This window comes from Streptomyces capparidis, assembly GCF_054782095.1.
In genome coordinates this window covers 89678-115118 of sequence record NZ_BAAGTD010000021.1, presented here as the reverse complement: position 1 = coordinate 115118, position 25441 = coordinate 89678, and the positions used below count along the sequence as shown (strand labels likewise).

The window sequence follows — 25441 nt, the reverse complement described above, 5'->3', positions numbered from 1 at the left end:
ATCTCCTTGCTCCAACAACTGGACCCGTTAGCCACCGTTAGCTGAAGGGGTCCCGCTGAATATCCTTGGCGGAGTGACGCCCGTCACGCTTGCGTTCATTTCGTTCACGAAGCCGGACGGAAACGCCCTGTTCACGCCCGAGAAACGATCTTGTCGTGCGATAGGCACACTTGAGCCCATGGCCAGAAATCGACCCCGGCGCCCCCGCCCCGGACGGCGCCCCGGCCCGCACCGCCCGCGGCGGCGGAGCCTTGCCGGGCAGTTGTTCGCCATGCAGGTCGTGGTGGTCGCCGCGGTCGTGATCGGCTGCGCGGTCCTCGCCTGGTTCAACGCGCACGCCCAGGCCGAGGAGTCCGCGCGGGAGGAGGCCGTCGCGGTCGCGGCCGCCACCGCCGCCGCGCCGACCGTGCGCGATGCGGTCACCGGCCGGGAAGGCGCCGACCCGAGCGCGGTCCTCCAGCCCTACGCCGAACAGGTGAGGCGGGACGCCGGCGTCGCCTTCGTCACGATCATGAAGCCGGACGGCACCCGCTACACCCACCCCGACCCGCGGCGGATCGGGGAGAAGTTCCTCGGCCACACCGGGCCCGCCCTGCGCGGCGAGACGTTCACCGAGACCTACGAGGGGACCCTGGGCCGCTCCGTGCGCGCCGTCGCCCCCGTGCGCGGCGCCGACGGGCAGGTGGTCGCCCTGGTCAGCGCCGGGATCACGGTGGACGCCATCGCCGCGCGGGTCAGCCGGCAACTGCTGCCGCTGATCGGCGTCGCCGTGGCGGCGCTCACCCTGTGCGGGCTCGGCACCTACGTGGTCAACGCGCGGCTGCGCCGCCACACCCACGGCATGGGCGCCGCCGAGCTCAGCCGCATGTACGACTACCACCAGGCCACCCTGCACGCGGTGCGCGAGGGCCTGCTGCTGCTCGACGGGCGGCGGCGGGTCGCCCTGTGCAACGACGGCGGGCGCGCCCTGCTCGGCCTGCCGGAGCACCCCGAGGGCAGCCATGTCACCGAGCTCGCCCTGCCGCCGTCGCTGACGGCCGCGCTCACCTCGGACGAGCCCCGGGTGGACGAGGTGCACCTGACCGCCGACCGGGTCGTGGTGGTCAGCACCTCCCCCATCGCCGAGTCCGGCGGCGGCACCGTCGTCACCCTGCGCGACCACACCGAGCTCCAGGCCCTCACCGGCGAGCTGGACTCGGTGCGCGGCTTCGCCGAGGCGCTGCGCGCCCAGGCGCACGAGGCCGCCAACCGGCTGCACACCGTGGTGTCGCTGATCGAGCTCGGCCGGGCCCAGGAGGCGGTGGAGTTCGCCACCGCCGAGCTGGAGCTCGCCCAGGCGCTCACCGACCAGGTGGTGGGCTCGGTCGCCGAGCCGGTGCTGGCCGCGCTGCTGCTGGGCAAGGCGGCGCAGGCCAGCGAGCGCGGCGCCGAGCTCACCCTCACCGAGGACAGCCGGATCGACGACGGGGTGCTCCCGGCCTGGCTCGGCTCCCGCGACCTGGTCACCATCCTCGGCAACCTCATCGACAACGCCGTGGACGCGGCCATCGACGGCGCCGCCCGCACCGGCGAGCGGCCCCGCGTCACCGTCACCGCCCGCGCCGACGACGACGGGCTGCTGGTGCGGGTCCGCGACAACGGCACCGGCATCGACCCGGAGGCGGCCCGCCAGGTGTTCCGGCGCGGCTGGACCACCAAGGCCGACGACCGCCCCCACGGGCACGGCCTGGGGCTCGCGCTGGTGGAGCAGGCGGCGCGGCGCAACGGCGGCACCGTGGAGGTCGGCGCCGCCGGGGGCGGGGACGGCGGGGGCGGCGCCGAGTTCACCGTCCGGCTGCCGCCGGCCCGGCGGGAGCGGGTCGCTCGGGAACCGGAAGGGGCGCGGCTGCGGTGATCAGGGTGCTGGTGGTCGAGGACGACGTGGTCGCGGCGGACGCGCACCGGATGTACGTCGAGCGGGTGCCGGGGTTCGGCGTGGCCGGCGTGGTGCACTCGGGCACCGAGGCCCTCCAGTTCCTGGGGCGGCCCGGCACCGCGCGCGGCGGGGGCGGCGACCGGCAGGTGGACCTGGTCCTGCTGGACCTGTACCTGCCGGACGGGCACGGGCTGAACGTGTGCCGCTCGCTGCGCGCCGCCGGGCACACCGCCGACGTGATCGCCGTGACCTCGGCGCGGGACCTGGCCATGGTGCGGCAGGCGGTGTCCGTGGGCGTGGTGCAGTACCTGCTCAAGCCGTTCACCTACCCGACGCTGCGCGACCGCCTGGAGCGGTACGCCCGGTTCCGGGAGGACCTGGCGCGTCAGGGCGAGGCGTCCAGCCAGGACGACGTGGACCGGGCGCTGTCGGCGCTGCGGGCACCCGGGACCGCGGTGCTGCCCAAGGGCCTGAGCGGGCCCACCCTGGAGGCGGTCACCGCGGCGCTGCGGGAGGCCGAGGAGGGACTGTCCGCGGGGGCGGCCGGGGCGGCCGTGGGGGTGTCCCGGATCACGGCGCGCCGGTATCTGGAGCACCTGGTGGACACCGGCCTGGCGGCGCGCAGCCCGCAGTACGGGCAGGTGGGGCGGCCCGAGCTGTGCTACCGGTGGGCGGGCGGCGGCTGAGCGCGCCCGGCGGGGCGAGCGGGACGGCGGGGGGCGGGAGCCGTCGGCGCCGTCAGAACACCGACTCCGCCTCCTCGCACCGCTCCGGCGGCACCGTCTTCAGCCGGGACACCGCCTCCGCCAGCGGCACCAGTTCGATCTCGGTGCCGCGCAGCGCCGTCATCATCCCGAACGCGCCCTTGTGCACGGCCTCGATGGCGTGCCAGCCGAAGCGGGTGGCCAGCACCCTGTCGTACGGCGTGGGCGTGCCGCCGCGCTGCACATGGCCGAGGATGACGGGCTTGGCCTCCTTGCCGAGGCGCTTCTCCAGCTCCCTGGCCAGCCGGTTGCCGATCCCCGCGAACCGCTCGTGCCCGTACGGGTCGATGGGGCCCTTGGCGTAGTCCATCTCGCCCGGCGCCGGGTGCGCGCCCTCGGCGACCACCACCACCGCGAACTTCTTGCCGCGGGCGAACCGGGCGTCCACCATCTCGCACAGGTCGTCCACGTGGAACGGCCGCTCGGGGATGAGGATGGCGTGCGCGCCGCCCGCCATGCCCGCGTGCAGGGCGATCCAGCCCGCGTGCCGCCCCATGACCTCCACCACCATCACCCGCTGGTGGGACTCCGCGGTGGTCTTCAGCCGGTCGATCGCCTCGGTGGCCACGCCGACGGCGGTGTCGAAGCCGAAGGTGACGTCGGTGGACGAGATGTCGTTGTCGATGGTCTTCGGCACGCCGACGACCGGCATGCCCGCCTCGCTGAGCATCCGCGCCGCGGTGAGCGTGCCCTCGCCGCCGATCGGGATCAGCGCCTCCAGGCCCAGGGTGTCCATCAGCTCCCCGGTGCGTTCGGCCGCCTCGCGCAGCCGGGCGCGCTCGACCCGGGCCGAGCCGAGGACGGTGCCGCCGCGGGGCAGTATGCCGCTGACGGAGTCCAGGTCCAGATGGCGGTAGCGGCCCTCGATGAGCCCCTTGAAACCGTCCTCGAACCCGATGACGTCGTCACCGTGCTCGGCCACCCCGCGGTGCACCACGGAACGGATCACCGCGTTCAGCCCGGGGCAGTCGCCGCCGCTGGTGAGGATGCCGATGCGCATGTCCGGTAACTCCTGGCGTGATTCGTCCGACAACAAGAACTATCGACCGCGCCGCCCACGCCCGCATCTCGCGCCCGACCCCGGCCACTGCTACAACCCTGCCCAGGCCCAGGGGAGACATTCACCCCCGGTGATCCCGGGCGCGTCCCGGCGAGCCCCGCTCCTCGGGCCCCGGCGGGCCCGCCCCGGGCGCGGGCCACACACCCAAACCGGGACCCGCTACGCGCACTACTCACAGCGGGCGGTATTGTCAAGAGGTCATCGCAGTGGTTTTGCCGGATCCGTTCCGGGGACTGCGGTGCGCACCAGACCTCCGCGAGAGCGAAGATCGGAGAGCGCGCGTGGCACGCAGCGTGTACGTCACGGGGATCGGACGCGGCGACGGCCGCCAGGTCGTGGAACTGGGGGTCATGGAGCTGCTGACCCGCCAGGTGGACCGGGTGGGCGTGTTCCGGCCACTGGTCCACGCCGACCCCGCCGCGGCCTCAGGACTGCGCCGCGACCACATCGCCGACCTGCTGCGCGGCCGCTACCGCCTGGAGATCCCCGCCGAGCGGCTGTACGGCATGACGTACGAGGAGGCCGCCGCCCTCCAGGCCGAGGCGGGCATGGACGAGCTGGTCTCCCGGCTCGTGGACCGCTTCCGCGAGGCCGAGCGCGGCCATGAGGCCGTGCTGGTGCTCGGCACCGACTTCGGCGACACCAACATCCCGGCCGAGCTGGCCTTCAACGCCCGCCTGGCCAACGAGTTCGGCGCCTCCGTGCTGCCCGTGGTGGGCGGCCTCGGGCAGAGCGAGGAGGCGGTCGGCGCCGAGGTCCACAACGCCTACCGCGCCTACCACGACCTGGGCTGCGACATCCTGGCCATGGTCGCCAACCGGGTCGCCCCCGCGGACCGGGAGGCGGTGGCGGCCAAGCTGGCGGCGAGGCTGCCCGTGCCGGTGTACGTCCTGCCGGACGAGCCCGCCCTGGCCGCGCCCACGGTGGCGCAGGTGGTGGAGGCGGTCGGCGGCGAGGTGCTGCTCGGGGACGCCGCGGGGCTGTCCCGGGACGTGCGCGACGTGGTGTTCGGCGGCGCGATGCTGCCGACGTTCCTCAAGGCCCTGACCGAGGGCTGCCTGGTCCTGACCCCCGGCGACCGCGCCGATCTGATCATCGGTTCGCTGGCCGCCCACGCCGCGGGCTCCCCGCCGATCGCCGGGCTGCTGCTCACCCTGGACGAGCGCCCCAGCGACCAGGTCGCCGCCCTCGCGTCCCGGCTCGCCCCCGGCACCCCCGTCATCTCCGTGCCCGGCCTGAGCTACCCGACCGCGACCTCGCTGAGCCGCCTGGAGGGCCGCCTGACCGCGGCGAGCCCGCGCAAGGCGGAGACGGCGCTCGGCCTGTTCGAGATGCACGTGGACACCGCCGCGCTGACGGCCCGTCTGTCGGTGGCGCGCACCGAGCGGGTCACCCCGATGATGTTCGAGCACGACCTGCTGGAGCGGGCCCGCGGCGACCGCCGCCACATCGTGCTCCCCGAGGGCACCGAGGAGCGGGTGCTGCGCGCGGCCGAGGTGCTGCTGCGGCGCAACGTGTGCGACCTGACGCTGCTCGGCGACGAGGACGCGGTGCGCAAGCGGATCGCCGACCTGGGGCTGGCCATCGCCCTGGACCGGCTGCCCGAGCCGGGCGCCCCGGCCTGCGCCCGCGTGATCGACCCGGCCGCCTCCCCGCTGCGGGACCGGTTCGCCGAGCGCTACGCGGGCCTGCGGGCGCACAAGGGCGTCACCGTGGAGCTCGCCCACGACGTCGTCTCCGACGTCACCTACTTCGGCACGCTGATGGTCCAGGAGGGGCTGGCCGACGGCATGGTGTCCGGCGCGGTGCACAGCACCGCGGCCACCATCAGGCCCGCCTTCGAGATCATCAAGACGGCGCCCGGCGCCTCGATCGTCTCGTCGGTGTTCTTCATGTGCCTGGCCGACCGGGTGCTGGTGTACGGCGATTGCGCGGTCAACCCGGACCCGGACGCCGCGCAGCTCGCGGACATCGCGATCTCCTCGGCGGAGACGGCGGCCCAGTTCGGGGTGGAGCCGCGGGTGGCGATGCTGTCGTACTCCACGGGCAGCTCCGGCTCGGGCGCCGACGTCGACAAGGTCAGGCGGGCCACCGAGCTGGTGCGCGAGCGGCGCCCGGAGCTGCTGGTGGAGGGCCCGATCCAGTACGACGCGGCCGTGGAGCCGACGGTGGCGGCGACCAAGCTGCCCGACTCGCCGGTCGCCGGACGGGCCACCGTGCTGGTGTTCCCCGACCTGAACACGGGCAACAACACCTACAAGGCCGTCCAGCGCTCCGCGGGCGCGGTCGCGGTCGGGCCGGTGCTCCAGGGCCTGCGCAAGCCCGTCAACGACCTGTCCCGCGGCGCGCTGGTGCAGGACATCGTCAACACCGTGGCGATCACGGCCATCCAGGCCCAGTCCGCGGCGTCCCCGGTGCGCGGCGGCTGACGGCCGGTCCGCGCCCGCGGCGGCCGACGGCCCGCGCCCCGCCCACGAAACCACCGTCGAAAGAGAAGCGCTCGTGAAGCCCACCCGGGTCCTCGTCCTCAACTCCGGCTCCTCGTCGGTGAAGTACCAGCTCATCGACATGGCCGACGACTCCCGCCTGGCCCAGGGCCTGGTGGAGCGGATCGGCGAGAGCGGCGGCCGGGTCAGCCACACCCTGACCGGCGGCCGCGAGGACGGCCCCGAGGGCGGCACCCGCACCCGCGAGGGCCGGATCGAGGACCACGCCGCCGCGCTGCGCGCCGTCGCCGACGAGCTCGCCGCGGACGGCCTGGGCCTGGACTCGCCGAGCCTGGCCGCGGTCGGCCACCGCGTGGTGCACGGCGGCACCGAGTTCACCGAGCCGACCCTGGTCACCGACGAGGTGCTGGACGCCGTCCGCCGCCTGGTGCCGCTGGCGCCGCTGCACAACCCGGCCAACATCACCGGCATCGAGGTGGCCCGGCGCCTGCGCCCGGACCTGCCGCAGGTGGCGGTGTTCGACACGGCGTTCCACTCGACCATGCCGGAGCACGCGGCCCGGTACGCGGTCGAGACCGCGACCGCGGACAAGCACGGGGTGCGCCGCTACGGCTTCCACGGCACCTCGCACGCCTACGTCTCCCGCGCCGCGGCCCGGTTGCTGGGCCGGGCGCCCGAGGAGTTCAACGCCGTGGTGCTGCACCTGGGCAACGGCGCGAGCGCCACCGCGGTGGCCCGCGGCCGGTGCGTGGACACCTCCATGGGCCTGACCCCGCTGGAGGGCCTGGTCATGGGCACCCGCTCCGGCGACATCGACCCGGCCGTGGTGTTCCACCTGGCCCGGGTCGGCGGGATGTCGGTGGACGAGATCGACAACCTGCTCAACCGCAGGAGCGGGCTGCTCGGCCTGTGCGGGGACAACGACATGCGCGAGATCGGCCGCCGCGTCGGCGAGGGCGACGAGGCGGCGCGGCTCGCCTTCGACGTCTACGCCCACCGGCTGCGCAAGTACGTCGGCGCCTACCTGGCGGTGCTCGCCGCCGAGGCGGGGGGCGCGCACGCGATCGTGTTCACCGCGGGCGTGGGCGAGAACTCCGCGGCCGTGCGCGAGGCGGTGCTGCGGGGCCTGGCGCCGCTCGGGGTGGAGCTGGACGCCTTCCGCAACTCCCTGCGCGGCGACTCGGCGCGGCTGGTCTCGGCGGAGGGCAGCCGGATCGCCGTGGCGGTGGTGCCCACCGACGAGGAGCTGGAGATCGCCCGCCAGGCGTACGCGCTGGTGAACGGGTAACCCGACAGGAAGAGCCCCGGGAGAGCCGCCCGGCGGGGCTCCCGGGCGGGTTGCGCGCGAGCCCTCCGGGCCCGCCGGGGTGCCGCTTCCCGGCGCCCCGCCGCGGGGAGGCGCGCCCGCTCCGGTACCGTCGCCCCGCGCGTCACCGCCCGACAACCGCACAGCCCGCGCGCGGCACAGCCCGTACCGCCCGCACAGCCGCACCGCCCAAGGTGTCCCATTCACCCGGGACACTCCAGATTTTTCCAAATAAATCCCGGTGGATAGGATCATATTCATGCGCCGAGCCAAAATCGTCTGCACCCTGGGCCCCTCCGTCGACAGCTTCGAGCAGCTCAAGGCCATGATCGAAGCCGGGATGAACGTGGCCCGCTTCAACATGAGCCACGGCTCCCACGCCGAGCACGAGGCCCGCTTCCACCGCGTGCGCCAGGCCGCCGAGGCCCTGGGCCGCCCCGTCGGGGTGCTCTTCGACCTCCAGGGCCCCAAGATCCGCCTCGAGACCTTCAAGGACGGGCCGGTCGAGCTGAAGCGCGGGGACGAGTTCACCATCACCGCCGAGGACGTCGAGGGCGACCGGCACATCTGCGGAACCACCTACAAGGGCCTGCCCGGCGACGTCACCAAGGGCGAGCGGATCCTGATCAACGACGGCGCGGTCACCCTGGAGGTGACCGCGGTGGAGGGCCCGCGCGTCCACACCATCGTCATCGAGGGCGGCGTCGTCTCCGACCACAAGGGCATCAACCTGCCCGGAGTCGCGGTGAACGTGCCCGCGCTGTCCGAGAAGGACGTGGAGGACCTGCGCTTCGGGCTGCGGCTCGGCGCCGACATGATCGCGCTGTCCTTCGTCCGCGACGCCAAGGACGTCATGGACGTGCACCGCGTCATGGACGAGGAGGGCCGCCGCGTCCCGGTGATCGCCAAGGTCGAGAAGCCGCAGGCCGTGGAGAACATGGAGGACGTCGTCTCGGCGTTCGACGCGGTGATGGTGGCCCGCGGCGACCTCGCCGTGGAGTACCCGCTGGAGCGGGTGCCGCTGGTGCAGAAGCGCCTGATCGAGCTGTGCCGCCGCAACGCCAAGCCGGTGATCGTCGCCACCCAGATGATGGAGTCGATGATCAGCTCCTCGCGGCCCACCCGCGCCGAGGCGTCCGACGTGGCCAACGCCATCCTCGACGGCGCCGACGCGGTGATGCTGTCGGCCGAGTCGTCCGTCGGCAAGTACCCGATCGAGACCGTCAAGACGATGTCGAAGATCGTCGCGGCGGCCGAGGAGGAGCTGCTCAGCCGCGGCCTCCAGCCGCTGGTGCCGGGCAAGAAGCCGCGCACCCAGGGCGGCTCGGTGGCCCGCGCCGCCGCCGAGATCGGCGACTACCTGGGCGCGAAGGCCCTGGTGGCGTTCACCAAGTCCGGCGACACCGCCCGGCGCCTGTGCCGCTACCGCTCCCCCATCCCGATCGTGGCGTTCACCACCGACCAGGACACCTGCAACCAGCTCACGCTGAGCTGGGGCGTGGACACCTTCGTGGCGCACTGGATGAACACCACCGACGAGATGGTCGAGCAGGTCAACGCGGCGATGCTGCGGACCAACCGCTACCGCGAGGGCGACATCGTCATCGTCACCGCGGGTTCCCCGCCCGGCGTCCCCGGCACCACCAACATGGTCCGGGTGCACCACCTCACCGCGCCCGGCGAGTAGGCCCGGCACACCACACGCCAGGGGCGCCTCCGCGGTCCGCGGAGGCGCCCCTGGCGTGCCGTGCCCGTGCCCCGCCGGTCACTGGGGTGTGGTGTACACCCGCATGCCGGGGATGTTCAGGGTGCCGCCGTACTGGGCCACCTGGGTGACCGTGACGTCGGTGAAGAACAGCTCCGGGAGGACCAGCGGCGGCTCGTGCTCGGCGTCGAACTCGATCGGGATGATGCCGAGCAGCTTGCCCTTCAGCCGCTCGGTGTACATCGTCACCGTGCCGTTCTCGAACGACGAGGTGCTGCCGTCGCGGGCCTGCACGTGGTAGTCGTACCCGTTCTCGCCGTTCACTATCTGGTGCAGGTTCCCGATGTCCAGGCCGGAGGCGGTGAACTTCAGCGCCTGGACGGTCTGCCCGTTCTGGCGGGTGACGTTCACCACCCCGTGGTACGCCAGGCCGTGCAGGTCCAGGCGCGTGGACTCCAGGACCCAGCTCGTGTTCGGCAGGGCGTTGTCCGTGACCTCGTCGGTGCCGGGGACCTTCTTCTCCTCCGGGCAGGGGTAGCCGGCCGGTCCGTCGGCGGGATCGGTCCCCTCGGCGGCCTCGTCGGCGGGCTTGTCGTCCGTCTTGCCGTCAGCGGCCTTGTCGTCCTCGGGCTTGTCGTCCGTCTTGCCGTCCTCGGCCGCCTCGTCCTCGGCGCCGCTACCCGCGTCGACCTCGTCCCGCTCCCCGGCCACCGGGTCCGTCTCGGCCCCGGTGTCCCCGGTCTTCTGCTGCGATTCCTTGTCCTGAGGTGCCTTGTCCTGCGGTGCCTCGTCCTGCGGTGCCTCGTCCTCGGGGGTCTTGTCCTCGTCGGCCGCGGGCGGCGTGGAGGGCGTGGACGGGGTGGACGGGTCCGAGGCGGCGGGCGGCTGCTGCGCCGTGTCCTCGCCGTCCTTGTCCCGGTCCGGGTTCAGCAGGTCACCGATCGGGCCGAGGATGGGGTCGAGCAGGCCGGGCCGCTGCTCGACGGGCTCGGTGGACGGGCCGCTCTCCTCCGGCTTCGGGGCGGGCTCGTCCGCCCCGCCGGTGCCGCCGGAGCCCTCGCCGCCGTCCTGCTGGTCCTCCTCGCCCTTGTCCGGCTCCTTGTCGGAGCCGGCGGGCAGGGTGGAGGCAGTCTCGGAGGGCGCGGGCTTCACGGGCTGCCCGTCCGCGGGCGGCTTCGCGTCCTCGCCGGCCTTGCCGGTGTCCTTGCCGCTCTCCTTGCCCGCGTCCTTGGCGTCCTTGTCCGAGGCCTTGTCGGAAGCCTTGTCCGGGGCCTTGTCCTGCTCCGGCTCCTTCTCCTCCTCACCCGCCTTGTCCGGCGCCGTCACGCACGGCCCGGCCGTGAACTTGTCCTTGGACACCTCGTCCGCCTGGGCCAGTCGAGGGGTCAGTCCCATGCCCATGAGCACGGCCGTCGGCATGGCCGCCAGCGCGATCGCCTTGCCGGCGGGGACCTGGATCCGGTGGAGCAGTGATCTGCGTGGAGCTGCGTGCCGCGGCCCGGTTTTCGGCCGGCTGCCACCGCCGGCCTCGGCTCGCACCTCTTCACCCGGCACGGTGCCCTCCGTTCGTTGAGTCGTCTTCCGCCCCCGCGCCCACCGCGGCGGGCTCGGACCCGTCGGCGCCCCGCGCGCCGTCGGCGTCCTTCAAGGGGGCGCGGGCTGGACCGTCCACCCGCTCGCCGCCGCCGTCTCCGCTCTGCCCCGGCACCCACGCGACGGCGAGGCCGCCGCCGAGGAGGCCGAGCAGGAATCCCACGAAGAGCCCACCGAAGTTGGACACGACCAGGGACACCAGGCACAGCAGGATCGAGGCGATCCCGGCGAAGACCCGCACCACCGACTGGAACCACATGGTCAGTCCCAGCACCACCAGCAGCACGCCGATGATCAGCGACGCCGATCCCGTCGTGGTGGCCATGCGGAACTGGAGCTGGCCCATGGTGACGTTGCGGTAGGGGATGTACATGATCGGCACCCCGGCGAACATGGTCAGCAGACCCGCCCAGAACGGGCGCGACCACCGCCACGCGCGGAAGGCGTCGCGCGCCTTCCCGAACCCGTCCGTCAGCGAGCGTGTCGAAGTGGCGCTGGTCATGTGGCAGCTCCCTGCGTGGCGATCGGTCACGATCGATCGTTCGGTGTTTCCAAGGACGGGGCGGCGCGGTGACGGCCGCGGAGACGGACGGGTGCGAAGGGACGGGCGACCGCGCTGCCCGCGACCAGGCCGCCCCTCCGTCACCCGCCGGTCAGGTCAGTAGCATTCCTTCTTCGGGCCACTGCCCTTGCTGACGTCCATCTGCAACCCGCTGAGCTTGAAGGTACCGGCACTGGTGGCCCATGCCTTCTGCTTGACGCCGGTGAGCACCGCCGTCTCCGCCTGCTGCGCGAACGAGCCCGGCAGGACCTTGCGCTGGTCCTCGGGCTCCTTCTGCTTCGGGCCCTTGTTGATGCCGTTGACGGAGACGCCGATGTCGATGTTCGTGAACGTCGCGTCGGCCTCGAGGTGGTCGAGGTCGATGTAGAGGTTCTCGGCGGTGACGTTCTCGCCGTTGCCGCCCGCGTTGAGCTTCAGTGTGACGTCACCGAAGATCGGCACGGGCACCACGACGGACTGGCAGAGGTTGGTGATCTCCGCGTGCTCGAACGCCGAGACCGCCACCGGCCGCTTCGTGCCGCCGGCGCCGTCGTTGAGCGCGCCGTACTGGGAGAACCCGGTGCCGACGAGCTTGTCGGTCGTGACCTTGAACTCTTGGCCGGAGACGCTGAACGACGCGGCGAGCGCACCCTGACCGATCGCCACGCCGATCGCGGCGGTCGCGGCCACACTCGGCACCATGACGACAGCGAACCGCTTCCATCTGGTGCGGCCACGAGCCTGGGACTTCATGACTTTCCTCCTTCTGGGACGTACATCTCCGGCTGCGCGCTCAGGGCGAACAGACCTGGGAGGGGAGAAGTGCTACGTCCTCGGGAAGGAGAGCGCCGTCGGCCTCCACGGGTCGTGGCTGAGACGGGGCGGCACCGGCCTGGTGCGCCCCGAGCCGGAACCGTCCACGCGGGCGTGGGCGGTACGACCGGTGGCATCGGCGATCACCCCCGAGCGACAACCACTGGCCACGCTCTCGCGCAACCTTGCTGGACAGGCCCCGCCCGGTCGACGGGGACCCCCCTGTCCCCGGACGGCGGAACACGTCCGCCGCCCGCGCCCGGTGGGGACCCAGTCACCGAGGCGCCGACCGGCTGCCGGCTTCGGGAATGGACCGAGCGTGGCCGATCGTGGTCCATCAGGAGCGGCCGCACAAGTGGTTCGTTACCAGTGAGTAACGAAGTCATGAAGGATCTTGGAGGTTCCCGGCCACCGCGACCACGGTCCGTGCGCGGGACAGCGGATGACAAAAGGGGGCGATGACCCCCCTATCCGTCACCGCACAAAAAGATCATTTACCGACAGTAACAAGCGCCCCGCTTTGCCAAGTTTTGGTAAAGCGGAGCGCTTGTCAGTCGTTTGAGAGACGGATTGTCAGCAGCGGACAACCCTCCGGTGGCCGCTGCCGGACGGCCGGGAGGGGCCGGTCAGAACAGCACCCGGGCCAGCGCCTGACGCGCCTTGACCACGCGCGGGTCGTCCGTGCCGATCACCTCGAACAGGCTCAGCAGGTGCACCCGGGCCTTGTCCCGGTCCTCGCCCGCCACCCGGCGGACGGTCTCCACCAGCCGCCCGAACGCGTCCTCCACATGCCCGCCGACCATGTCCAGGTCGGCCGCGGCGATCTGCGCGTCCACGTCGGCCGGGGCCCCGGCGGCCGCGGCGCGCACCGCCGTCGCGTCGGCGCCCTCCACCCGGCGCAGCAGCTCCGCCTGGGCGAGCCCCGCCTTGGCCTCGGCGTTGGCCGGGTTGTCCGACAGGACGTTGCGGTACGCCTGGACGGCGCCGCCGAGGTCGCCCCGGTCCAGCGCGTCGTGCGCCGCGGACAGGGCGATCTCCTCCGGGGTCTGCGGCGCGCGGGGCTGCTCTTCTTCCTCGTCCGCCGCCTCCGCGGCCTCGCCGACGATCCCGAACTGCCGCTCCGCGACCTGGATGAGCTGGTCCAGGTACTGGCGGACCTGGGCCTCGCCCAGCGCCCCCTGGAACAGCGGCACCAACTGGCCCGCGACCACCGCCATCACCGCGGGGATCCCCTGGATGCCGAACTGCTGGGCCAGCATCTGGTTGGCGTCCACGTCGATCTTGGCGAGCACGAACCGGCCGCCGTAGGAGTGGGCCAGCTTCTCCAGCACCGGGCCGAGCTGCTTGCAGGGGCCGCACCACTCGGCCCAGAAGTCGATGACGACCGGGACGCGCGTGGAGCGCTGGAGGACGTCGTTCTCGAACGTGGCCTCGGTGACGTCGTACACGAGGTTCCCGGCGGCCCCGCCGGCGCCGCCGGAGGACGCCGCCTCACGTGCCTGCTGGGCCTTCTGCGCGGCTTCTCCCGCCGCCTTCACCGCGGCGAGGTCGACCACACCGCTCATGGACATGTTCCGTGGCTGCATGGGTCAATCCTCCCCCCTCTGCGCGGTATGCGTGAACAGGCCCCGGCATCCACCGCCCGCGTCGGCGCTCCGCCCGCCGCGAACGGGCGGACTCCCAGGTGGGCGGGGTCCCCTCCCGCCCTCGGCGACGACGAGCGGCGGCCGCGCGGGCCGCTTTTCGCTACGGGCCGTAGCGTAACTCCACCGCCGGTCCTCCCCGCAACCCCCCGCGGCCCCCGCGCGGTGATCGTGTGCGGAGTCACACCGTTCCCCCACCGGTCCACCACCGAACGCCCCTTGGCAGGCGGCCCGGCCACGGACCGGCGGCCTCCGCCCGCCCGCCTCGGGGACGAGGTCCAGGCCCGCCCGGGGCGGGGTTTGCCGGGGCGGGGACAGGGGTCGTGACGGGGCCCGGAGCCGCGTCCCGGTGGCGCGTCGGACGAACCGTCCCGGCGCGCCGCGACCGGCGCACCCGATGCGGGCCACCCGCCGCGGCGCCGCGGCGGGTCGAGTGGTTCCGATCACTTCCGGCCACTCGGCGTGGCGGTAGAGTCCGCGCCGTGGCGGGTTCCTCCATGGCCGACGACGAGGCCCCGGGAGCCGCCCGGCGCTCCGGCCGGCCGCGCAGCGCCGAGGCGGACCGGGCGATCCTGCGCGCCACGAGGGCGGCCCTGGTGGACCTGGGCTGGGCCAAGCTGACGATGGGTGACGTGGCCGCCCGCGCGGGCGTGGCCAAGACCACGCTCTACCGGCGCTGGCCGTCCAAGAGCGCGCTGGTGGTGGACGCCGTCGCGGCGGTGTTCGGCGAGGGCATGGAGCTGCCCGACCTCGGCAGCCTGCGGGCCGACGTGGAGTGCGTGGTGCGGCGGTTCGCCGCGCTGCTGGACCAGCCCGAGACCAGGACTGCGCTGATGGCGGTGGTCGCCGAGTCCACCCGCGACCCGGCGCTGCGCAGGCGCATCCGCGAGGTCATCGTGGCCCCGCAGAAGAACCTGGTCGTGCTGGGCCGCCGCCGGGCCCAGGAGCGCGGGGAGCTGCCCGGGGACGACGGCGACCCCTCGGCGACAATCGACCTGGTCTTCGACGTCATCGCCGGAGCCGTGATCCACCGCACGCTGGTCAGCGCGGAGCCGGTGGACGAGCGCTGGGCGGAGCGGTTCACCGCCCTGCTGCTCGACGGCCTGCGGTCGTCGGGTCAGAACCGCGCGGGCTCGGTGTAGGAGCCCCACTCCTCCCGCAGCGCCCCGCAGACCTCCCCGAGCGTGGCCTCGGCGCGCACCGCGTCCAGCATCGGCTCGATCATGTTGCCGCCGTCCCTGGCCGCGGCCACCATGGCCGCGAGCGCCGCCCGCACCGCCGCGTCGTCCCGGCGCGCCCGGCGTTCGGCGAGCATCCGCACCTGCTCCCGCTCGACCTCGTGGCTGATGCGCAGGATCTCCAGGTCCCCGGTGACCGAACCGTGGTGGCAGTTCACCCCCACCACCCGCTTGTCGCCCTTCTCCAGCGCCCGCTGGTACTGGAACGCCGACTCGGCGATCTCCGAGGTGAACCACCCCTCCTCGATGCCGCGCAGGATGCCCGAGGTCATCGGTCCCACCGGGTGCTGCCCGTCGGGCACGGCGCGCTTCCCGAGCTCCTTGATCCGGTCGAAGACGGCCTCCGCCTCCTGCTCCATCCGGTCGGTGAGCGCCTCGACGTACCACGAGCCGCCGAGCGGGTCGGCGACGTTGGCCACGCCGGTCTCCTCCATGATCACCTGCTGGGTGCGCAGCGCGATCTCCGCCGCCTGCTCCGACGGCAGGGCCAGGGTCTCGTCCAGGGCGTTGGTGTGCAGCGAGTTGGTGCCGCCGAGCACCGCCGCCAGGGCCTCCACCGCGGTGCGCACCACGTTGTTGTAGGGCTGCTGGGCGGTGAGCGACACCCCCGCGGTCTGGGTGTGGAAGCGCAGCCACTGCGCCTTGTCGGACCGCGCCCCGTAGACGTCCCGCATCCAGCGCGCCCAGATCCTGCGGGCGGCGCGGAACTTGGCGATCTCCTCGAAGAAGTCCACGTGCGCGTCGAAGAAGAAGGACAGGCCCGGCGCGAACACGTCCACGTCCAGGCCGCGGCTGAGGCCGAGCTCCACGTAGCCGAAGCCGTCCGCGAGGGTGTACGCCAGCTCCTGGGCGGCCGTGGCCCCGGCCTCGCGGATGTGGTAGCCGGAGACGGACAGCGGCTTGTAGGCGGGGATGCGCGAGGCGCAGTACTCCATCAGGTCGCCGATCAGGCGCAGGTGCGGCTCCGGGGCGAACAGCCACTCCTTCTGCGCGATGTACTCCTTGAAGATGTCCGTCTGGAGGGTGCCGTTGAGCGTGCCTGGGTCGACGCCCTGCCGCTCGGCGGCCACCAGGTACATGCAGAAGACGGGCACGGCGGGCCCGGAGATCGTCATCGAGGTGGTGACGTCGCCGAGCGGGATGCCGTCGAACAGGACGTCCATGTCGGCGGCGGAGTCCACCGCCACCCCGCAGTGGCCCACCTCGCCGAGGGAGCGCGGGTCGTCGGAGTCGCGGCCCATCAGCGTCGGCATGTCGAACGCGACGGACAGGCCGCCGCCGCCCGCCTCGAGGATCATGCGGTAGCGCTCATTGGTCTGCCGGGCGTTGCCGAACCCCGCGAACTGGCGGATCGTCCAGGTGCGGCCGCGGTAGCCGGTGGGGTACAGGCCGCGGGTGAAGGGGTACTCGCCGGGCCAGCCGATGCGCTCGAAGCCCGGCACGACGGCGCCCGGCGGCGGGCCGTACACCGGCTCCACCGGCGCGCCCGAGAGGGTGGTGAAGTCCGCGTCGCGCTTGCGCGCCGCGTCGTACCGCGCCTGCCAGCGGCGGCGGCCCTCCTCGAGGGAAGCTGCGTCCACCTTGCTCCGCCTTCCGGTCCGCCCCGGGATTACTAGGGCTTCCAACTATCGGACGTCCTAGTAATTGTCGGCAGTACGTTCGGTTCAGGCAAGCACCGCAGGTCAGAAAGGGGGGGTGTGGCGGGCGGGAGGGCCGTGGGACCGGCCGCCGCCCGCCGGGGGTCACGCCTGTGCCGGGGCCTCGGCCTCGTCGGTCTCCAGCAGGGGGGCGACCTCGCGGGCGACCCGGCGCTCCACGAAGAACGCGGCCAGGGGCACACAGCCGGCGACCAGCACCCACAGCAGCTTGCCGAACGGCCACTTCGCCTTGACGCCCAGGTCGAAGGCGAAGACCACGTAGACGAGGAACAGCACCCCGTGGATCTGGGACACGAGCATGGTGTCGCCCGTGTCGAACCCGTACTTCAGGATGATGCAGACGGTGAACACCAGCAGCCACACGGCGGTGATGTACGCCATCACCCGGTAGCGGGTCAGGACACTCGGCTTCATGGCGTCGAGCCTAACCTGCGCCGGACCGGCTCGACGTCCGCCCCCGGCCCGCCCGGAGCGCGCCCGTCCGCGGGCCGCGCCCGTCCCCGGGGCGCGGGGGTCAGGCGTCCTCGAAGTCGCCCGCGCCCACCCGCAGGGGGCGCAGCACGGCGAAGATCTCCTCGCACTGCGCGGCGTCGTACATCTCCAGGCCGAAGTCCATCGCCATCAGGTCGCGGGTGGCCGCCTCCACCACCTCGCGGCCCCGGTCGGTGATGGACGCCAGCACGCCGCGGCCGTCCTGCGGGTTGGGCCGCTTGTCGACCAGGCCCGACCGCACCAGGCGGTCCACGGTGTTGGTGACGCTCGTGGGGTGCACCATCAGCCGCTCACCGATCTTGGACATGGGCAGCTCGCCCGCCTGGCTGAAGGTGAGCAGCACCAGCGCCTCGTACCGGGCGAACGTCAGCCCGTACGGCTTGACCACCGCGTCCACCCGGGCGAGCAGGATCTGCTGGGCCCGCATGATGGAGGTGATCGCGGCCATCGAGGGCACGGGTCCCCAGCGCTTGCTCCACAGCTCGTCGGCGCGGGCGATGGGGTCGAACGGCAGGCTAAGGGGCTTCGGCACGCCCTTACCGTACCGGCCCGGGACCGGCCGGTCGCCCCTGTCTCACGCCCCGGGATCCCGGGGCGCGCGGGGCCTCAGGCCGCCGCCGCGGCGGGCTCGGCGGCGGCGATCCGCTCCTGCTCCGCCTTGAGCCTGCGCTCGGCGTAGAAGCCGGCGAAGGGGATCACCGAGGACACGAAGTACAGCGCGGCCCGCTTCAGGTCCCAGCGGACCTTGTTCCAGGCGTCGGCCCACAGCAGCACGAACGCGACGAACAGCACGCCGTGCAGCAGCCCGAGCGGCAGGACGAGGTCCACGTCCCCGTCGGTGGCCCGCTTGAGCACCGAGCCCAGGCTCAGCAGCAGCAGGAACGAGATGGCCTCGGCGGTGGAGACGACGCGCAGGCGGAACAGGGCGACGCGGGTGTTCACTGGACTCTCCGGGGGTCGTGACGTGCGTGGGCCGCGCCCGCGCACGCCGTAGGCGACTTTGTGAACGCAAGCACAAGCACTCTTATTATTGCCACCCCTTTACCCGGCCTGTCTCAGGGGGGCCACAAACCGCCGTCTCCCCTGGTCGCGGGCCCGCCGCGGTGATTAGCGTCTCCGTCGTGGCGCAGTTTCGACTACAGGGGTCCAAGGTGCTCGCCGTCGACTTGGCGGGCGACTCGGTGAAGGCCCGCAACGGATCGATGGTGGCCTACGACGGCCAGATGACGTTCAAGAAGCTCTCCGGCGGTGGCGAGGGCCTGCGCGGCATGGTGACGCGCAGGATCACCGGGGAGAGCATGGAGATGATGGAGGTCAAGGGGCAGGGGACCTGCTACTTCGCGGACCGGGCGACGGCGATCAACCTGGTGCGCCTCTCCGGCGAGAAGCTGTTCGTGGAGGCCAGCAACCTCCTGGCGGCGGACGCGGGCCTGCGGACGGGCACGACGTTCACCGGACTGCGCGGGGCCGCGCAGGGCAACGGCCTGTTCACCACGACCGTCGAGGGCGTGGGCCAGGCCGCGCTCACCTCGCACGGGCCCGCGATCGTGCTGCGGGTCACACCCGGCACGCCGCTGCTGGTGGACCCGGGCGCGTACGTGGCGCACACCGGCAACCTCCAGCAGCAGTTCCAGACCGGCGTGACCTGGCGCACCTTCGCCGGGGAGGGCTCCGGCGAGTCCTTCCAGATCAGGTTCGAGGGGGACGGCCTGGTGTACGTGCAGCCGAGCGAGCGCGAGACGATCGGCGGGGATGTGTGATGCCGTTCCACCGGATCAACTCCAAGATGGTGGAGGCCAAAATCCTCCCCGGGCAGCGCATGTTCAGCCAGCGCGGCGCGATGCTCGCCTACACCGGCGAGGTCTCCTTCACCCCGAACACGGCGAGCGGCCAGGGCGGGGTGGGCTCGATGATCGGGCGGCGGGTCGCGGGCGAGGCCGCGCCCCTGATGACCGTCGAGGGCCAGGGCTCGGTGCTGTTCGGGCACGGCGGGCACCACGTGCACTGCGTGGACCTGGCGGGCGACACCCTGTACGTGGAGGCCGACCGGCTGCTGGCGTTCGACGGGACGCTCCAGCAGGGGACGATGTTCCTCGGCTCGCAGGGCGGCGTGATGGGCGTCATCCGGGGCCAGGTGACCGGGCAGGGCCTGTTCACCACCACGCTCCAGGGCCACGGCTCGGTGGCGGTGCTGGCGCACGGCGGGGTGATCGAGCTGCCGATCACCCCGGACCGGCCGGTGCACGTCGACCCGCAGGCGTACGTCGCCCACCGCGGCGACGTGCGCAACAAGCTGTCCACCGCCCTCGGCTGGCGGGACATGGTGGGCCGCGGCTCCGGGGAGGCGTTCCAACTGGAGCTGTCCGGCCACGGCACGGTGTACGTACAGGCGTCGGAGGAGAAGCTGTGACCTACCCGCCCCAGCAGCCCCACCAGCCCGGCAATCAGCCGGGCCCGTACCCGCCCGGGGCGTACCCGCCGGGCCCGCCGCCCCAGCCGGGGGCCTACCCGCCGGCCGCGTACCCGCCGGGTGCGCCGCCGCCGCAGCAGCCGGGGACGTACGCCCCCGGGGGGCAGCCGCCGGTGCCGCAGCAGCCGGGCGGACCCGTCGTCCTGGACCCGTACACGCTGCCCAGCGACGACAACGTCAACCCCTACGCGTTCTGCGTGGAGCTGCGGGGCACCCAGTGGTTCCTCCAGAAGGGGAAGATGATCGCCTACTACGGGCAGATCGACTTCAACGGCATCGGCCACGGCCCGCTGGACCGGCTGGTGGCGGCGAACTTCCACTCCCCGCTGCACGCCGCCGACTGGGTGGTGGCGCAGGGCCAGGGCAAGATGCTGCTCGCCGACCGGGCGTTCGACATCAACTCCTACGACCTGGAGAACGGCAACCTCACCATCAGGTCCGGCAACCTGCTGGCGTTCCAGCCGGGCCTGTCCCTGAAGCAGTCGATCATCCCCGGGTTCCTGACGCTGATCGGGACGGGCAAGTTCGTGGCGGCGTCCAACGGCGCGGTGCACTTCGTGGAGCCGCCGGTGCGGGTGGACCCGGAGGCGCTGGTCGGGTGGGCCGACTGCCCGTCGCCGTGCCACCACTACGACCACGGGTACATGCGCGGCGTGCTCGGCGGGATCCGGGCGCTGACCGGGCTCGGCGGCACCTCGGGCGAGGAGCACCAGTTCGAGTTCGTGGGGCAGGGGCAGGTGCTGCTCCAGTCCACGGAGGTGCTGATGGAGGAGCGGCCCACGGGCGCGGGCCCGCACCAGGGCGGCCGGCCCGCGGGCGGCGCCCCCGCGGGGCGGCCGGCGCCGCAGTTGCCGGGGCAGTTGGGCGGGATCCAGCGGCGGCTGGGGCTGTGAACGGCCGGCCGTGAGGGGCCTGGCCGGGCACGGCCGGGCCGGGCGCCCGGGCCGTGAGCCCGGGACGGCGTGAGCGCGGCGGCCGGCGAGGGACCGCGGGCCGCCGCTGCGCCGATGGGGTGGCGGGCGGCGGAACGGGTGGATGTCGGGCGTCTGTCCGCCGCCGGTCCCGGAGAATGCCGGAGGGCGGCCGTACCGGTGCGATCCGGTGCGGAGCCCACGCGTCCGCACACCCAAAATAGTTTAATGTTGAATATTCTCGGGTAGACTTGATCTCATGGACACGCATGACGGCAGCGCCGACCAGCCGGAGCCGCGCTGGCTCAGCAGCGAGGAGCAGCGCACCTGGCGCACCCACCTGGAGGTCAGCAAGCTCCTCCTCCACCAGCTCGAGCGCGACCTCCAGCCGTTCGGCCTGACCATCAACGACTACGAGATCCTGGTCCACCTCTCCGAGGCGCCCGACCGCCGCATGCGGATGAGCGACCTGGCCCGGGCCACCCTCCAGTCCAAGAGCCGCCTGTCCCACCAGATCACCCGGATGGAGGGCGCGGGCCTGGTCCGCCGTGAGAACTGCGAGTCCGACCGGCGGGGCCTGTACACGGTACTCACCGACGAGGGCTGGCGCACCATGCGCCGGGTCGCGCCGTCCCACGTCGCCTCGGTGCGGGAGCACTTCATCGACCGGCTCGGGCCCGACTCGGTGGAGCTCCTCCACAAGATCCTCGAGCCGGTGGCCGAGCACCTGCGCTCCGGGCGCCTGTAACGCGTCCCGCGGGCCCCCGCCGCCCCGACCCGCTACGGCGCCGCGGGCAGCCGCAGCTCGAACAGCGCGCCGCCGCCCGGCGCCTCCCGCACGGACAGGGTGCCCCCGTGCCGGCGCGCCACGTCCCGGGCGATCGCCAGGCCCAGGCCCGCGCCCCCGGCGTCGCGGCTGCGGGCGTCGTCCAGCCGCACGAACCGCTCGAAGATCCTCTCCCGCTCGGCCTCGGGCACCCCGGGCCCGTCGTCCGCGACGGCCAGCACCACCCAGGCCCCGTCCCGGCGCAGCCCCACCGACACCGCGGACCGCGCGTGCCGCTGGGCGTTGTCCACCAGGTTGCCCAGCACCCGCGCCAACTGCCCGCGGTTGCCCGGCACCTCGGCGGGCTCCGCTCCCGGCTCGGCCCGCACCGGCACCCGGTCCGTGCGGGCCCGCTGCCCCAGCTCCTCGCGCACCAGCGCCCCGAGGTCCACCGGGCCCCGGCCCCTGGCCCCGTCGGGCGGGGCGCCCTCGGCGTCGAGGCGGGCCAGCAGCAGCAGGTCGGCGGCCAGGTGCTGGAGGCGCACCACGTCGGCGAGCAGGTCGTCCACCTCCAGCAGCGCCGGGTGGGCCGCGGCCACCTCCAGGTGGGTGCGCAGCGAGGCTATGGGGCTGCGCAGCTCGTGGGAGGCGTCGGCGACGAAGCGGCGCTGCCGCTCCACGGACTCCTCCAGCGCGGCGAGGGTCTCGTTGGTGGTGCGGGCGAGCGCGGCGACCTCGTCGCGGGAGGCGGGCTCGGGCACCCGGCGGGAGAGGTCGCTGGCCCGGATCTCGGCCATCTCGGCGCGGATGGCCTCCACCGGGCGCAGGGCGCGCCCGGTCACCAGCCAGGTCACCGCGGCGACCACGGCGAGCAGCACGGGCAGCCAGACCAGCATGGACCTGGTGACGTCGGCGACGGCCTCGCGCTGCGGGGTGAGCGAGGACCCGGCGTAGACGGTGACGGGCTCTCCCCCGGCCTCGGCGCGCACCGCGGCGACCCGGAAGTCGGCGTTGCCCTCGACGTCGTCGGCGTCGGCGGTGGCGTGCCCGTCGTCGTCCACCGGCAGGGTGACGTCGGCGTGGTCGGCCTTCTCCGCGACCCGCCCGGGCGCGGCCCGCTCCTCCTCGTCGTCCTCGTCGTCGTCCTCCGGCCGCTCCCGGGGGCCGGGCGCGGCGGGGTGGAAGGCGGCGAACGGGGCGGCCCCCTCCATGCTGTCGCTGGCCGCGAGCACCCGGCCGGCGCGGTCCACGACCTGCACCGGGTCGTCGGTCTCCAGGCCCTGCGCGTCCTTGGCCGAGCCGAGCGCCGCCACCTGGGCGGCCACCTGGCGGGCCTTGGACTCGGCCTCCACCTGGGCGTTGTTCCGCAGCCCGTCCCGCAGCACGCCTATGATCACAAAACCGGCGGCGAGCAGGGCCAGCGCCACCACCGCGGTGGCCGCCACCGAGGTGCGCAGCCGCACCGAGCCCCGCAGCGCCCCGCCTCCCGGGCCGGCCACCCTAGGCACCGCCGTCCGCCGCCAGCCGGTAGCCGGCCCCGCGCACGGTGGTGATCGAGCGCCGTCCGAACGGGGCGTCGATCTTGCGGCGCAGGGCGCTGATGTAGACCTCGACGATGTTGGGGTCGCCCTCGTAGGCGAAGTCCCACACGTGCTCCAGGATCTCCGACTTGGACACCACCTGCCCCGCCCGCACCGCGAGCTGCTCCAGCACCGCGAACTCCTTCGCCGTGAGCCCGATCTCCCGCTCCCCGCGCAGGCAGCGCCGGGCGCCCGGGTCCACGGTCAGGTCGCCCAGGCGCAGCACGGTGGCGCCGCCGCGGGTCCTGCGGCGCAGCAGGGCGCGGACCCGGGCGAGCAGCACCACGTAGGAGAACGGCTTGGTCAGGTAGTCGTCGGCGCCGGTGTCCAGGCCCTCGGCCTCGTCGTACTCGCCGTCCTTGGCGGTGAGCATGAGCACCGGCGTCTCGTCCCCGGCCGCGCGCAGGGCGGCGCAGACGCGGTAGCCGTTCATGCCCGGCAGCATGATGTCGAGGACGATCAGGTCGTAGTCCTGGGTGGTGGCCAGGTGCAGGCCCTCGGTGCCGTCGTGCGCGACGTCCACGGCGAAGCCCTCGGCGGCCAGGCCGCGGGCCAGCGCGGCGGCGAGGCGCTTCTCGTCCTCCACGATCAGCAGGCGCATGCGTCAAGACTCGCAGAACCACCCTGAAGGGATCTTCAGGTTGCTTCAGGGTCCCTTCAGCGAGCGCGGCGCAGGGTGGGTGGTGAAAACGCGGACCGACACCTCACAACGGGAGGCACCATGAAGCCCCGCAAGTTCCTGATCAGCGCGATCGCCGTGGCCACGCTCGCCGGCGGCGGCAGCGCGTACGCCCTGGCGGCCGGGGACGACGGCGGGGCGGCGCCCGTGGTGAGCGCGGACACCCGGCAGGCGGGCGACGACGACCGCGACGACCGCCGTGACGACGCGCGCGACGACGCCGGGAACGACGACCGGGACGACGCCCGCGAGGACGCCCGCGAGGCGCGCGCCGCGAAGGTGAGCGCGGTGGACGCCGCCCGGGCCGCGGCCCGCGCCGTGCCCGGCACCGCGTACTCGGCCGACCTGGACGGCGACGGCCGACCGGTGTGGGAGGTGGACGTCCGCGCGAAGGACGGCACCTGGCACGACGTGACCGTGGACGCGCGCGACGGCGGCGTGGTGCGGGACCGGGTGGACGAGGACGAGGACGAGAACACCGCCTCGCGGATCACCCTGGAGCGGGCCGCGAACGCCGCCACCAGGGCCGTGCCCGGCACCGTGACCTCGATCGACCTCGACGACAACGGCTGGGACGTGGAGATCGCGGGCAAGGACGGCAGGCACCACGAGGTGGCGGTCGACCCGTCCACGGCCAAGGCCACCGCGACCCGCGACGACCGCGACGACGGCGGCAAGGGCGACCACGACGACGGCGACGGCGACGGCGACGAGCACGGCGCCGACGAGCACGACGACTGACCCCGCACCGGCCCGCCCCCACGGGGCCGGGTGCGGCGGCCCCGGTCACGCGCGCGTGGACGCGCGGGGCCGGGGCCGGCTCGTCCTCCGCTCCCGGCGCGCGGGCGGTCCCGTCCGGTCAGGACTGGTCCCGCAGCCCCCGCAGCAGTTCGTCGGCCGCCGTGTACGGGTCCAGCCCACCGGCGGTGATGCGGTCGGCCAGGGCGTCCAGGCGCCGGTCGCCGTGCAGGTCGCCGATGCGCTCCCGCAGGGCCGTCAGCGCGATCGTCTCGACCTCGCCCGCCGCCCTGCGGCGCCGGCGCTCCGCGAGCACGCCGCGCTCCTCCATCCACGCCCGGTGCTTCTCCAGCGCCTCCACGACCTCGTCCACGCCCTCGCCGCGCGCCGCGACCGTCTTCACGATCGGCGGGCGCCAGTCCCCGGGCGCGCGGGACTCGCCCAGGCCCAGCATGTGGTTCAGCTCCCGGACGGTGGAGTCGGCGCCGTCCCGGTCTGCCTTGTTGACCACGTACACGTCCCCGATCTCCAGGATCCCGGCCTTGGCCGCCTGGATCCCGTCGCCCATGCCGGGCGCGAGCAGCACCACCGAGGTGTCCGCCCGCTCCGCGATCTCCACCTCGGACTGCCCGACGCCGACGGTCTCCACCAGGATCACGTCGCACCCGGCCGCGTCCAGCACCCGCACCGCCTGGGGCGCGGCCCACGCCAGGCCCCCGAGGTGGCCGCGGGTGGCCATGGAGCGGATGTAGACGTCCGGGTCCCCGGAGTGCTCCTGCATCCGCACCCGGTCCCCGAGCAGCGCACCGCCGGAGAACGGCGAGGACGGGTCCACCGCGAGCACGCCCACCCGCTTGCCCTGCCGCCGGTAGGCGCCCACCAGCGCGGAGGTGGACGTGGACTTGCCGACGCCCGGCGAGCCGGTCAGGCCCACCACGTACGCGTTGCCGGTCAGCGGGGCGAGCGCGGCCATGACCTCGCGCAGCAGCGGGGAGGCCCCCTCCACCAGGGAGATCAGCCGGGCGACGGCGCGGGGGCGGCCCGCCCTCGCCTGCTCGACGAGGGCGGGGACGTCCCAAGTCCTGGTTGTCACTTGTCTCCTTAGCCGTAGGACCTGGCCGG

The 25441-nt window shown here is 73.6% G+C and carries 23 protein-coding genes; 11 read left to right on the top strand and 12 right to left on the bottom strand.

Annotated features, from left to right (window positions below):
• Nucleotides 1-178 precede the first annotated feature (178 nt).
• Together ACYVO2_RS18830 and ACYVO2_RS18825 are read left to right on the top strand one after the other, a co-directional pair.
• Nucleotides 179-1894, top strand: coding sequence for a sensor histidine kinase (locus ACYVO2_RS18830; RefSeq protein WP_461009027.1), 1716 nt, complete (start codon nt 179-181; stop codon nt 1892-1894).
• Nucleotides 1891-2601 (top strand): response regulator, encoded by a 711-nt coding sequence (locus ACYVO2_RS18825; RefSeq protein WP_461009026.1) that lies wholly within the window; start codon nt 1891-1893, stop codon nt 2599-2601. The genes ACYVO2_RS18830 and ACYVO2_RS18825 overlap by 4 nt, the downstream gene beginning before the upstream one ends.
• 52 nt (nt 2602-2653) lie before the next feature.
• Here ACYVO2_RS18825 and ACYVO2_RS18820 read toward each other — a convergent pair whose 3' ends face one another.
• Nucleotides 2654-3679, bottom strand: coding sequence for an ATP-dependent 6-phosphofructokinase (locus tag ACYVO2_RS18820; protein WP_461009025.1), 1026 nt, complete (start codon nt 3677-3679; stop codon nt 2654-2656).
• 341 nt (nt 3680-4020) lie between these two features.
• Between ACYVO2_RS18820 and pta the strand changes: the two genes are divergently transcribed.
• The 3 genes from pta (at nt 4021) to pyk (ending at nt 9179) form a co-directional block, all read left to right on the top strand.
• Nucleotides 4021-6168: a phosphate acetyltransferase gene (gene pta, locus ACYVO2_RS18815; protein ID WP_461009024.1), complete on the top strand. Its 2148-nt coding sequence runs from the start codon at nt 4021-4023 to the stop codon at nt 6166-6168.
• 73 nt (nt 6169-6241) lie between these two features.
• The gene (locus ACYVO2_RS18810; RefSeq protein WP_461009023.1) at nt 6242-7474 is read left to right on the top strand and encodes an acetate kinase; all 1233 of its coding nucleotides are present in this window, start codon (nt 6242-6244) and stop codon (nt 7472-7474) included.
• Between the two features lie 277 nt (nt 7475-7751).
• Complete coding sequence (gene pyk / locus ACYVO2_RS18805) at nt 7752-9179, top strand: pyruvate kinase (RefSeq protein ID WP_461009022.1); 1428 nt, start codon at nt 7752-7754, stop codon at nt 9177-9179.
• 78 nt (nt 9180-9257) lie between these two features.
• On the opposite strand, the gene ACYVO2_RS18800 is transcribed toward pyk, so the two are convergent.
• From ACYVO2_RS18800 to ACYVO2_RS18785, 4 genes are all read right to left on the bottom strand, one after another.
• On the bottom strand, nt 9258-10616 hold the full coding sequence (locus ACYVO2_RS18800) for a hydrogenase expression protein HypF (protein ID WP_461009021.1): 1359 nt from the start codon (nt 10614-10616) through the stop codon (nt 9258-9260).
• 124 nt (nt 10617-10740) lie between these two features.
• On the bottom strand, nt 10741-11292 hold the full coding sequence (locus ACYVO2_RS18795) for a DUF6114 domain-containing protein (RefSeq protein ID WP_461009020.1): 552 nt from the start codon (nt 11290-11292) through the stop codon (nt 10741-10743).
• A 156-nt stretch (nt 11293-11448) separates the two neighbouring features.
• Entirely contained in the window at nt 11449-12084 is a 636-nt protein-coding gene (locus tag ACYVO2_RS18790) for a DUF6230 family protein (protein WP_461009019.1), read from the bottom strand.
• A gap of 686 nt (nt 12085-12770) precedes the next feature.
• A complete protein-coding gene (locus ACYVO2_RS18785) occupies nt 12771-13730 on the bottom strand; it encodes a tetratricopeptide repeat protein (RefSeq protein ID WP_461009018.1) in 960 nt (319 codons plus the stop codon).
• Nucleotides 13731-14284: 554 nt separating this feature from the next.
• Between ACYVO2_RS18785 and ACYVO2_RS18780 the strand changes: the two genes are divergently transcribed.
• Nucleotides 14285-14929 (top strand): TetR/AcrR family transcriptional regulator, encoded by a 645-nt coding sequence (locus tag ACYVO2_RS18780; protein ID WP_461009044.1) that lies wholly within the window; start codon nt 14285-14287, stop codon nt 14927-14929.
• Here ACYVO2_RS18780 and ACYVO2_RS18775 read toward each other — a convergent pair.
• The 4 genes from ACYVO2_RS18775 to ACYVO2_RS18760 all read right to left on the bottom strand — a co-directional run bounded on the left by ACYVO2_RS18775 (nt 14905) and on the right by ACYVO2_RS18760 (nt 18117).
• Nucleotides 14905-16605, bottom strand: a complete 1701-nt coding sequence (locus ACYVO2_RS18775) for an acyl-CoA mutase large subunit family protein (RefSeq protein WP_461009017.1) — start codon at nt 16603-16605, stop codon at nt 14905-14907. The genes ACYVO2_RS18780 and ACYVO2_RS18775 overlap by 25 nt on opposite strands.
• 162 nt (nt 16606-16767) lie before the next feature.
• A complete protein-coding gene (locus tag ACYVO2_RS18770; RefSeq protein ID WP_461009016.1) occupies nt 16768-17097 on the bottom strand; it encodes a DUF3817 domain-containing protein in 330 nt (109 codons plus the stop codon).
• Between the two features lie 100 nt (nt 17098-17197).
• Complete coding sequence (locus ACYVO2_RS18765; RefSeq protein ID WP_461009015.1) at nt 17198-17707, bottom strand: MarR family winged helix-turn-helix transcriptional regulator; 510 nt, start codon at nt 17705-17707, stop codon at nt 17198-17200.
• A 74-nt stretch (nt 17708-17781) separates the two neighbouring features.
• Nucleotides 17782-18117 (bottom strand): DUF3817 domain-containing protein, encoded by a 336-nt coding sequence (locus ACYVO2_RS18760; protein ID WP_461009014.1) that lies wholly within the window; start codon nt 18115-18117, stop codon nt 17782-17784.
• A gap of 179 nt (nt 18118-18296) precedes the next feature.
• Here ACYVO2_RS18760 and ACYVO2_RS18755 point away from each other — a divergent pair, with 179 nt between their 5' ends.
• The 4 genes from ACYVO2_RS18755 to ACYVO2_RS18740 all read left to right on the top strand — a co-directional run bounded on the left by ACYVO2_RS18755 (nt 18297) and on the right by ACYVO2_RS18740 (nt 21304).
• Nucleotides 18297-18935, top strand: coding sequence for an AIM24 family protein (locus ACYVO2_RS18755; protein WP_461009013.1), 639 nt, complete (start codon nt 18297-18299; stop codon nt 18933-18935).
• Nucleotides 18935-19585, top strand: coding sequence for an AIM24 family protein (locus ACYVO2_RS18750; protein WP_461009012.1), 651 nt, complete (start codon nt 18935-18937; stop codon nt 19583-19585). The genes ACYVO2_RS18755 and ACYVO2_RS18750 overlap by 1 nt, the downstream gene beginning before the upstream one ends.
• A 173-nt stretch (nt 19586-19758) precedes the next feature.
• Entirely contained in the window at nt 19759-20538 is a 780-nt protein-coding gene (locus tag ACYVO2_RS18745) for an AIM24 family protein (RefSeq protein WP_461009043.1), read from the top strand.
• 277 nt (nt 20539-20815) lie between these two features.
• Nucleotides 20816-21304, top strand: a complete 489-nt coding sequence (locus ACYVO2_RS18740) for a MarR family winged helix-turn-helix transcriptional regulator (protein ID WP_461009011.1) — start codon at nt 20816-20818, stop codon at nt 21302-21304.
• 32 nt (nt 21305-21336) lie between these two features.
• Here the strand turns inward: ACYVO2_RS18740 and ACYVO2_RS18735 are convergent, their stop codons facing one another.
• The gene (locus ACYVO2_RS18735; RefSeq protein ID WP_461009010.1) at nt 21337-22821 is read right to left on the bottom strand and encodes a sensor histidine kinase; all 1485 of its coding nucleotides are present in this window, start codon (nt 22819-22821) and stop codon (nt 21337-21339) included.
• A gap of 1 nt (nt 22822) precedes the next feature.
• Nucleotides 22823-23503: a response regulator gene (locus ACYVO2_RS18730; RefSeq protein WP_461009009.1), complete on the bottom strand. Its 681-nt coding sequence runs from the start codon at nt 23501-23503 to the stop codon at nt 22823-22825.
• 120 nt (nt 23504-23623) lie between these two features.
• Between ACYVO2_RS18730 and ACYVO2_RS18725 the strand changes: the two genes are divergently transcribed.
• On the top strand, nt 23624-24322 hold the full coding sequence (locus tag ACYVO2_RS18725) for a PepSY domain-containing protein (RefSeq protein ID WP_461009008.1): 699 nt from the start codon (nt 23624-23626) through the stop codon (nt 24320-24322).
• 118 nt (nt 24323-24440) lie between these two features.
• Here the strand turns inward: ACYVO2_RS18725 and meaB are convergent, their stop codons facing one another.
• On the bottom strand, nt 24441-25412 hold the full coding sequence (gene meaB / locus ACYVO2_RS18720; RefSeq protein WP_461009007.1) for a methylmalonyl Co-A mutase-associated GTPase MeaB: 972 nt from the start codon (nt 25410-25412) through the stop codon (nt 24441-24443).
• Nucleotides 25413-25441 lie beyond the last annotated feature (29 nt).

Bases quoted from the DNA above. Each gene is read 5' to 3' on its own strand.
- ACYVO2_RS18740 (WP_461009011.1), top strand. From the start codon at position 20,816: ATGGACACGCATGACGGCAGCGCCGACCAGCCGGAGCCGCGCTGGCTC.
- ACYVO2_RS18730 (WP_461009009.1), bottom strand. From the start codon at position 23,503: ATGCGCCTGCTGATCGTGGAGGACGAGAAGCGCCTCGCCGCCGCGCTG.
- ACYVO2_RS18800 (WP_461009021.1), bottom strand. From the start codon at position 10,616: ATGCCGACGGCCGTGCTCATGGGCATGGGACTGACCCCTCGACTGGCC.
- ACYVO2_RS18750 (WP_461009012.1), top strand. From the start codon at position 18,935: ATGCCGTTCCACCGGATCAACTCCAAGATGGTGGAGGCCAAAATCCTC.
- ACYVO2_RS18830 (WP_461009027.1), top strand. From the start codon at position 179: ATGGCCAGAAATCGACCCCGGCGCCCCCGCCCCGGACGGCGCCCCGGC.
- pyk (WP_461009022.1), top strand. From the start codon at position 7,752: ATGCGCCGAGCCAAAATCGTCTGCACCCTGGGCCCCTCCGTCGACAGC.
- ACYVO2_RS18770 (WP_461009016.1), bottom strand. From the start codon at position 17,097: ATGAAGCCGAGTGTCCTGACCCGCTACCGGGTGATGGCGTACATCACC.
- ACYVO2_RS18725 (WP_461009008.1), top strand. From the start codon at position 23,624: ATGAAGCCCCGCAAGTTCCTGATCAGCGCGATCGCCGTGGCCACGCTC.
- ACYVO2_RS18780 (WP_461009044.1), top strand. From the start codon at position 14,285: ATGGCCGACGACGAGGCCCCGGGAGCCGCCCGGCGCTCCGGCCGGCCG.
- ACYVO2_RS18785 (WP_461009018.1), bottom strand. From the start codon at position 13,730: ATGCAGCCACGGAACATGTCCATGAGCGGTGTGGTCGACCTCGCCGCG.
- ACYVO2_RS18790 (WP_461009019.1), bottom strand. From the start codon at position 12,084: ATGAAGTCCCAGGCTCGTGGCCGCACCAGATGGAAGCGGTTCGCTGTC.
- ACYVO2_RS18820 (WP_461009025.1), bottom strand. From the start codon at position 3,679: ATGCGCATCGGCATCCTCACCAGCGGCGGCGACTGCCCCGGGCTGAAC.
- ACYVO2_RS18795 (WP_461009020.1), bottom strand. From the start codon at position 11,292: ATGACCAGCGCCACTTCGACACGCTCGCTGACGGACGGGTTCGGGAAG.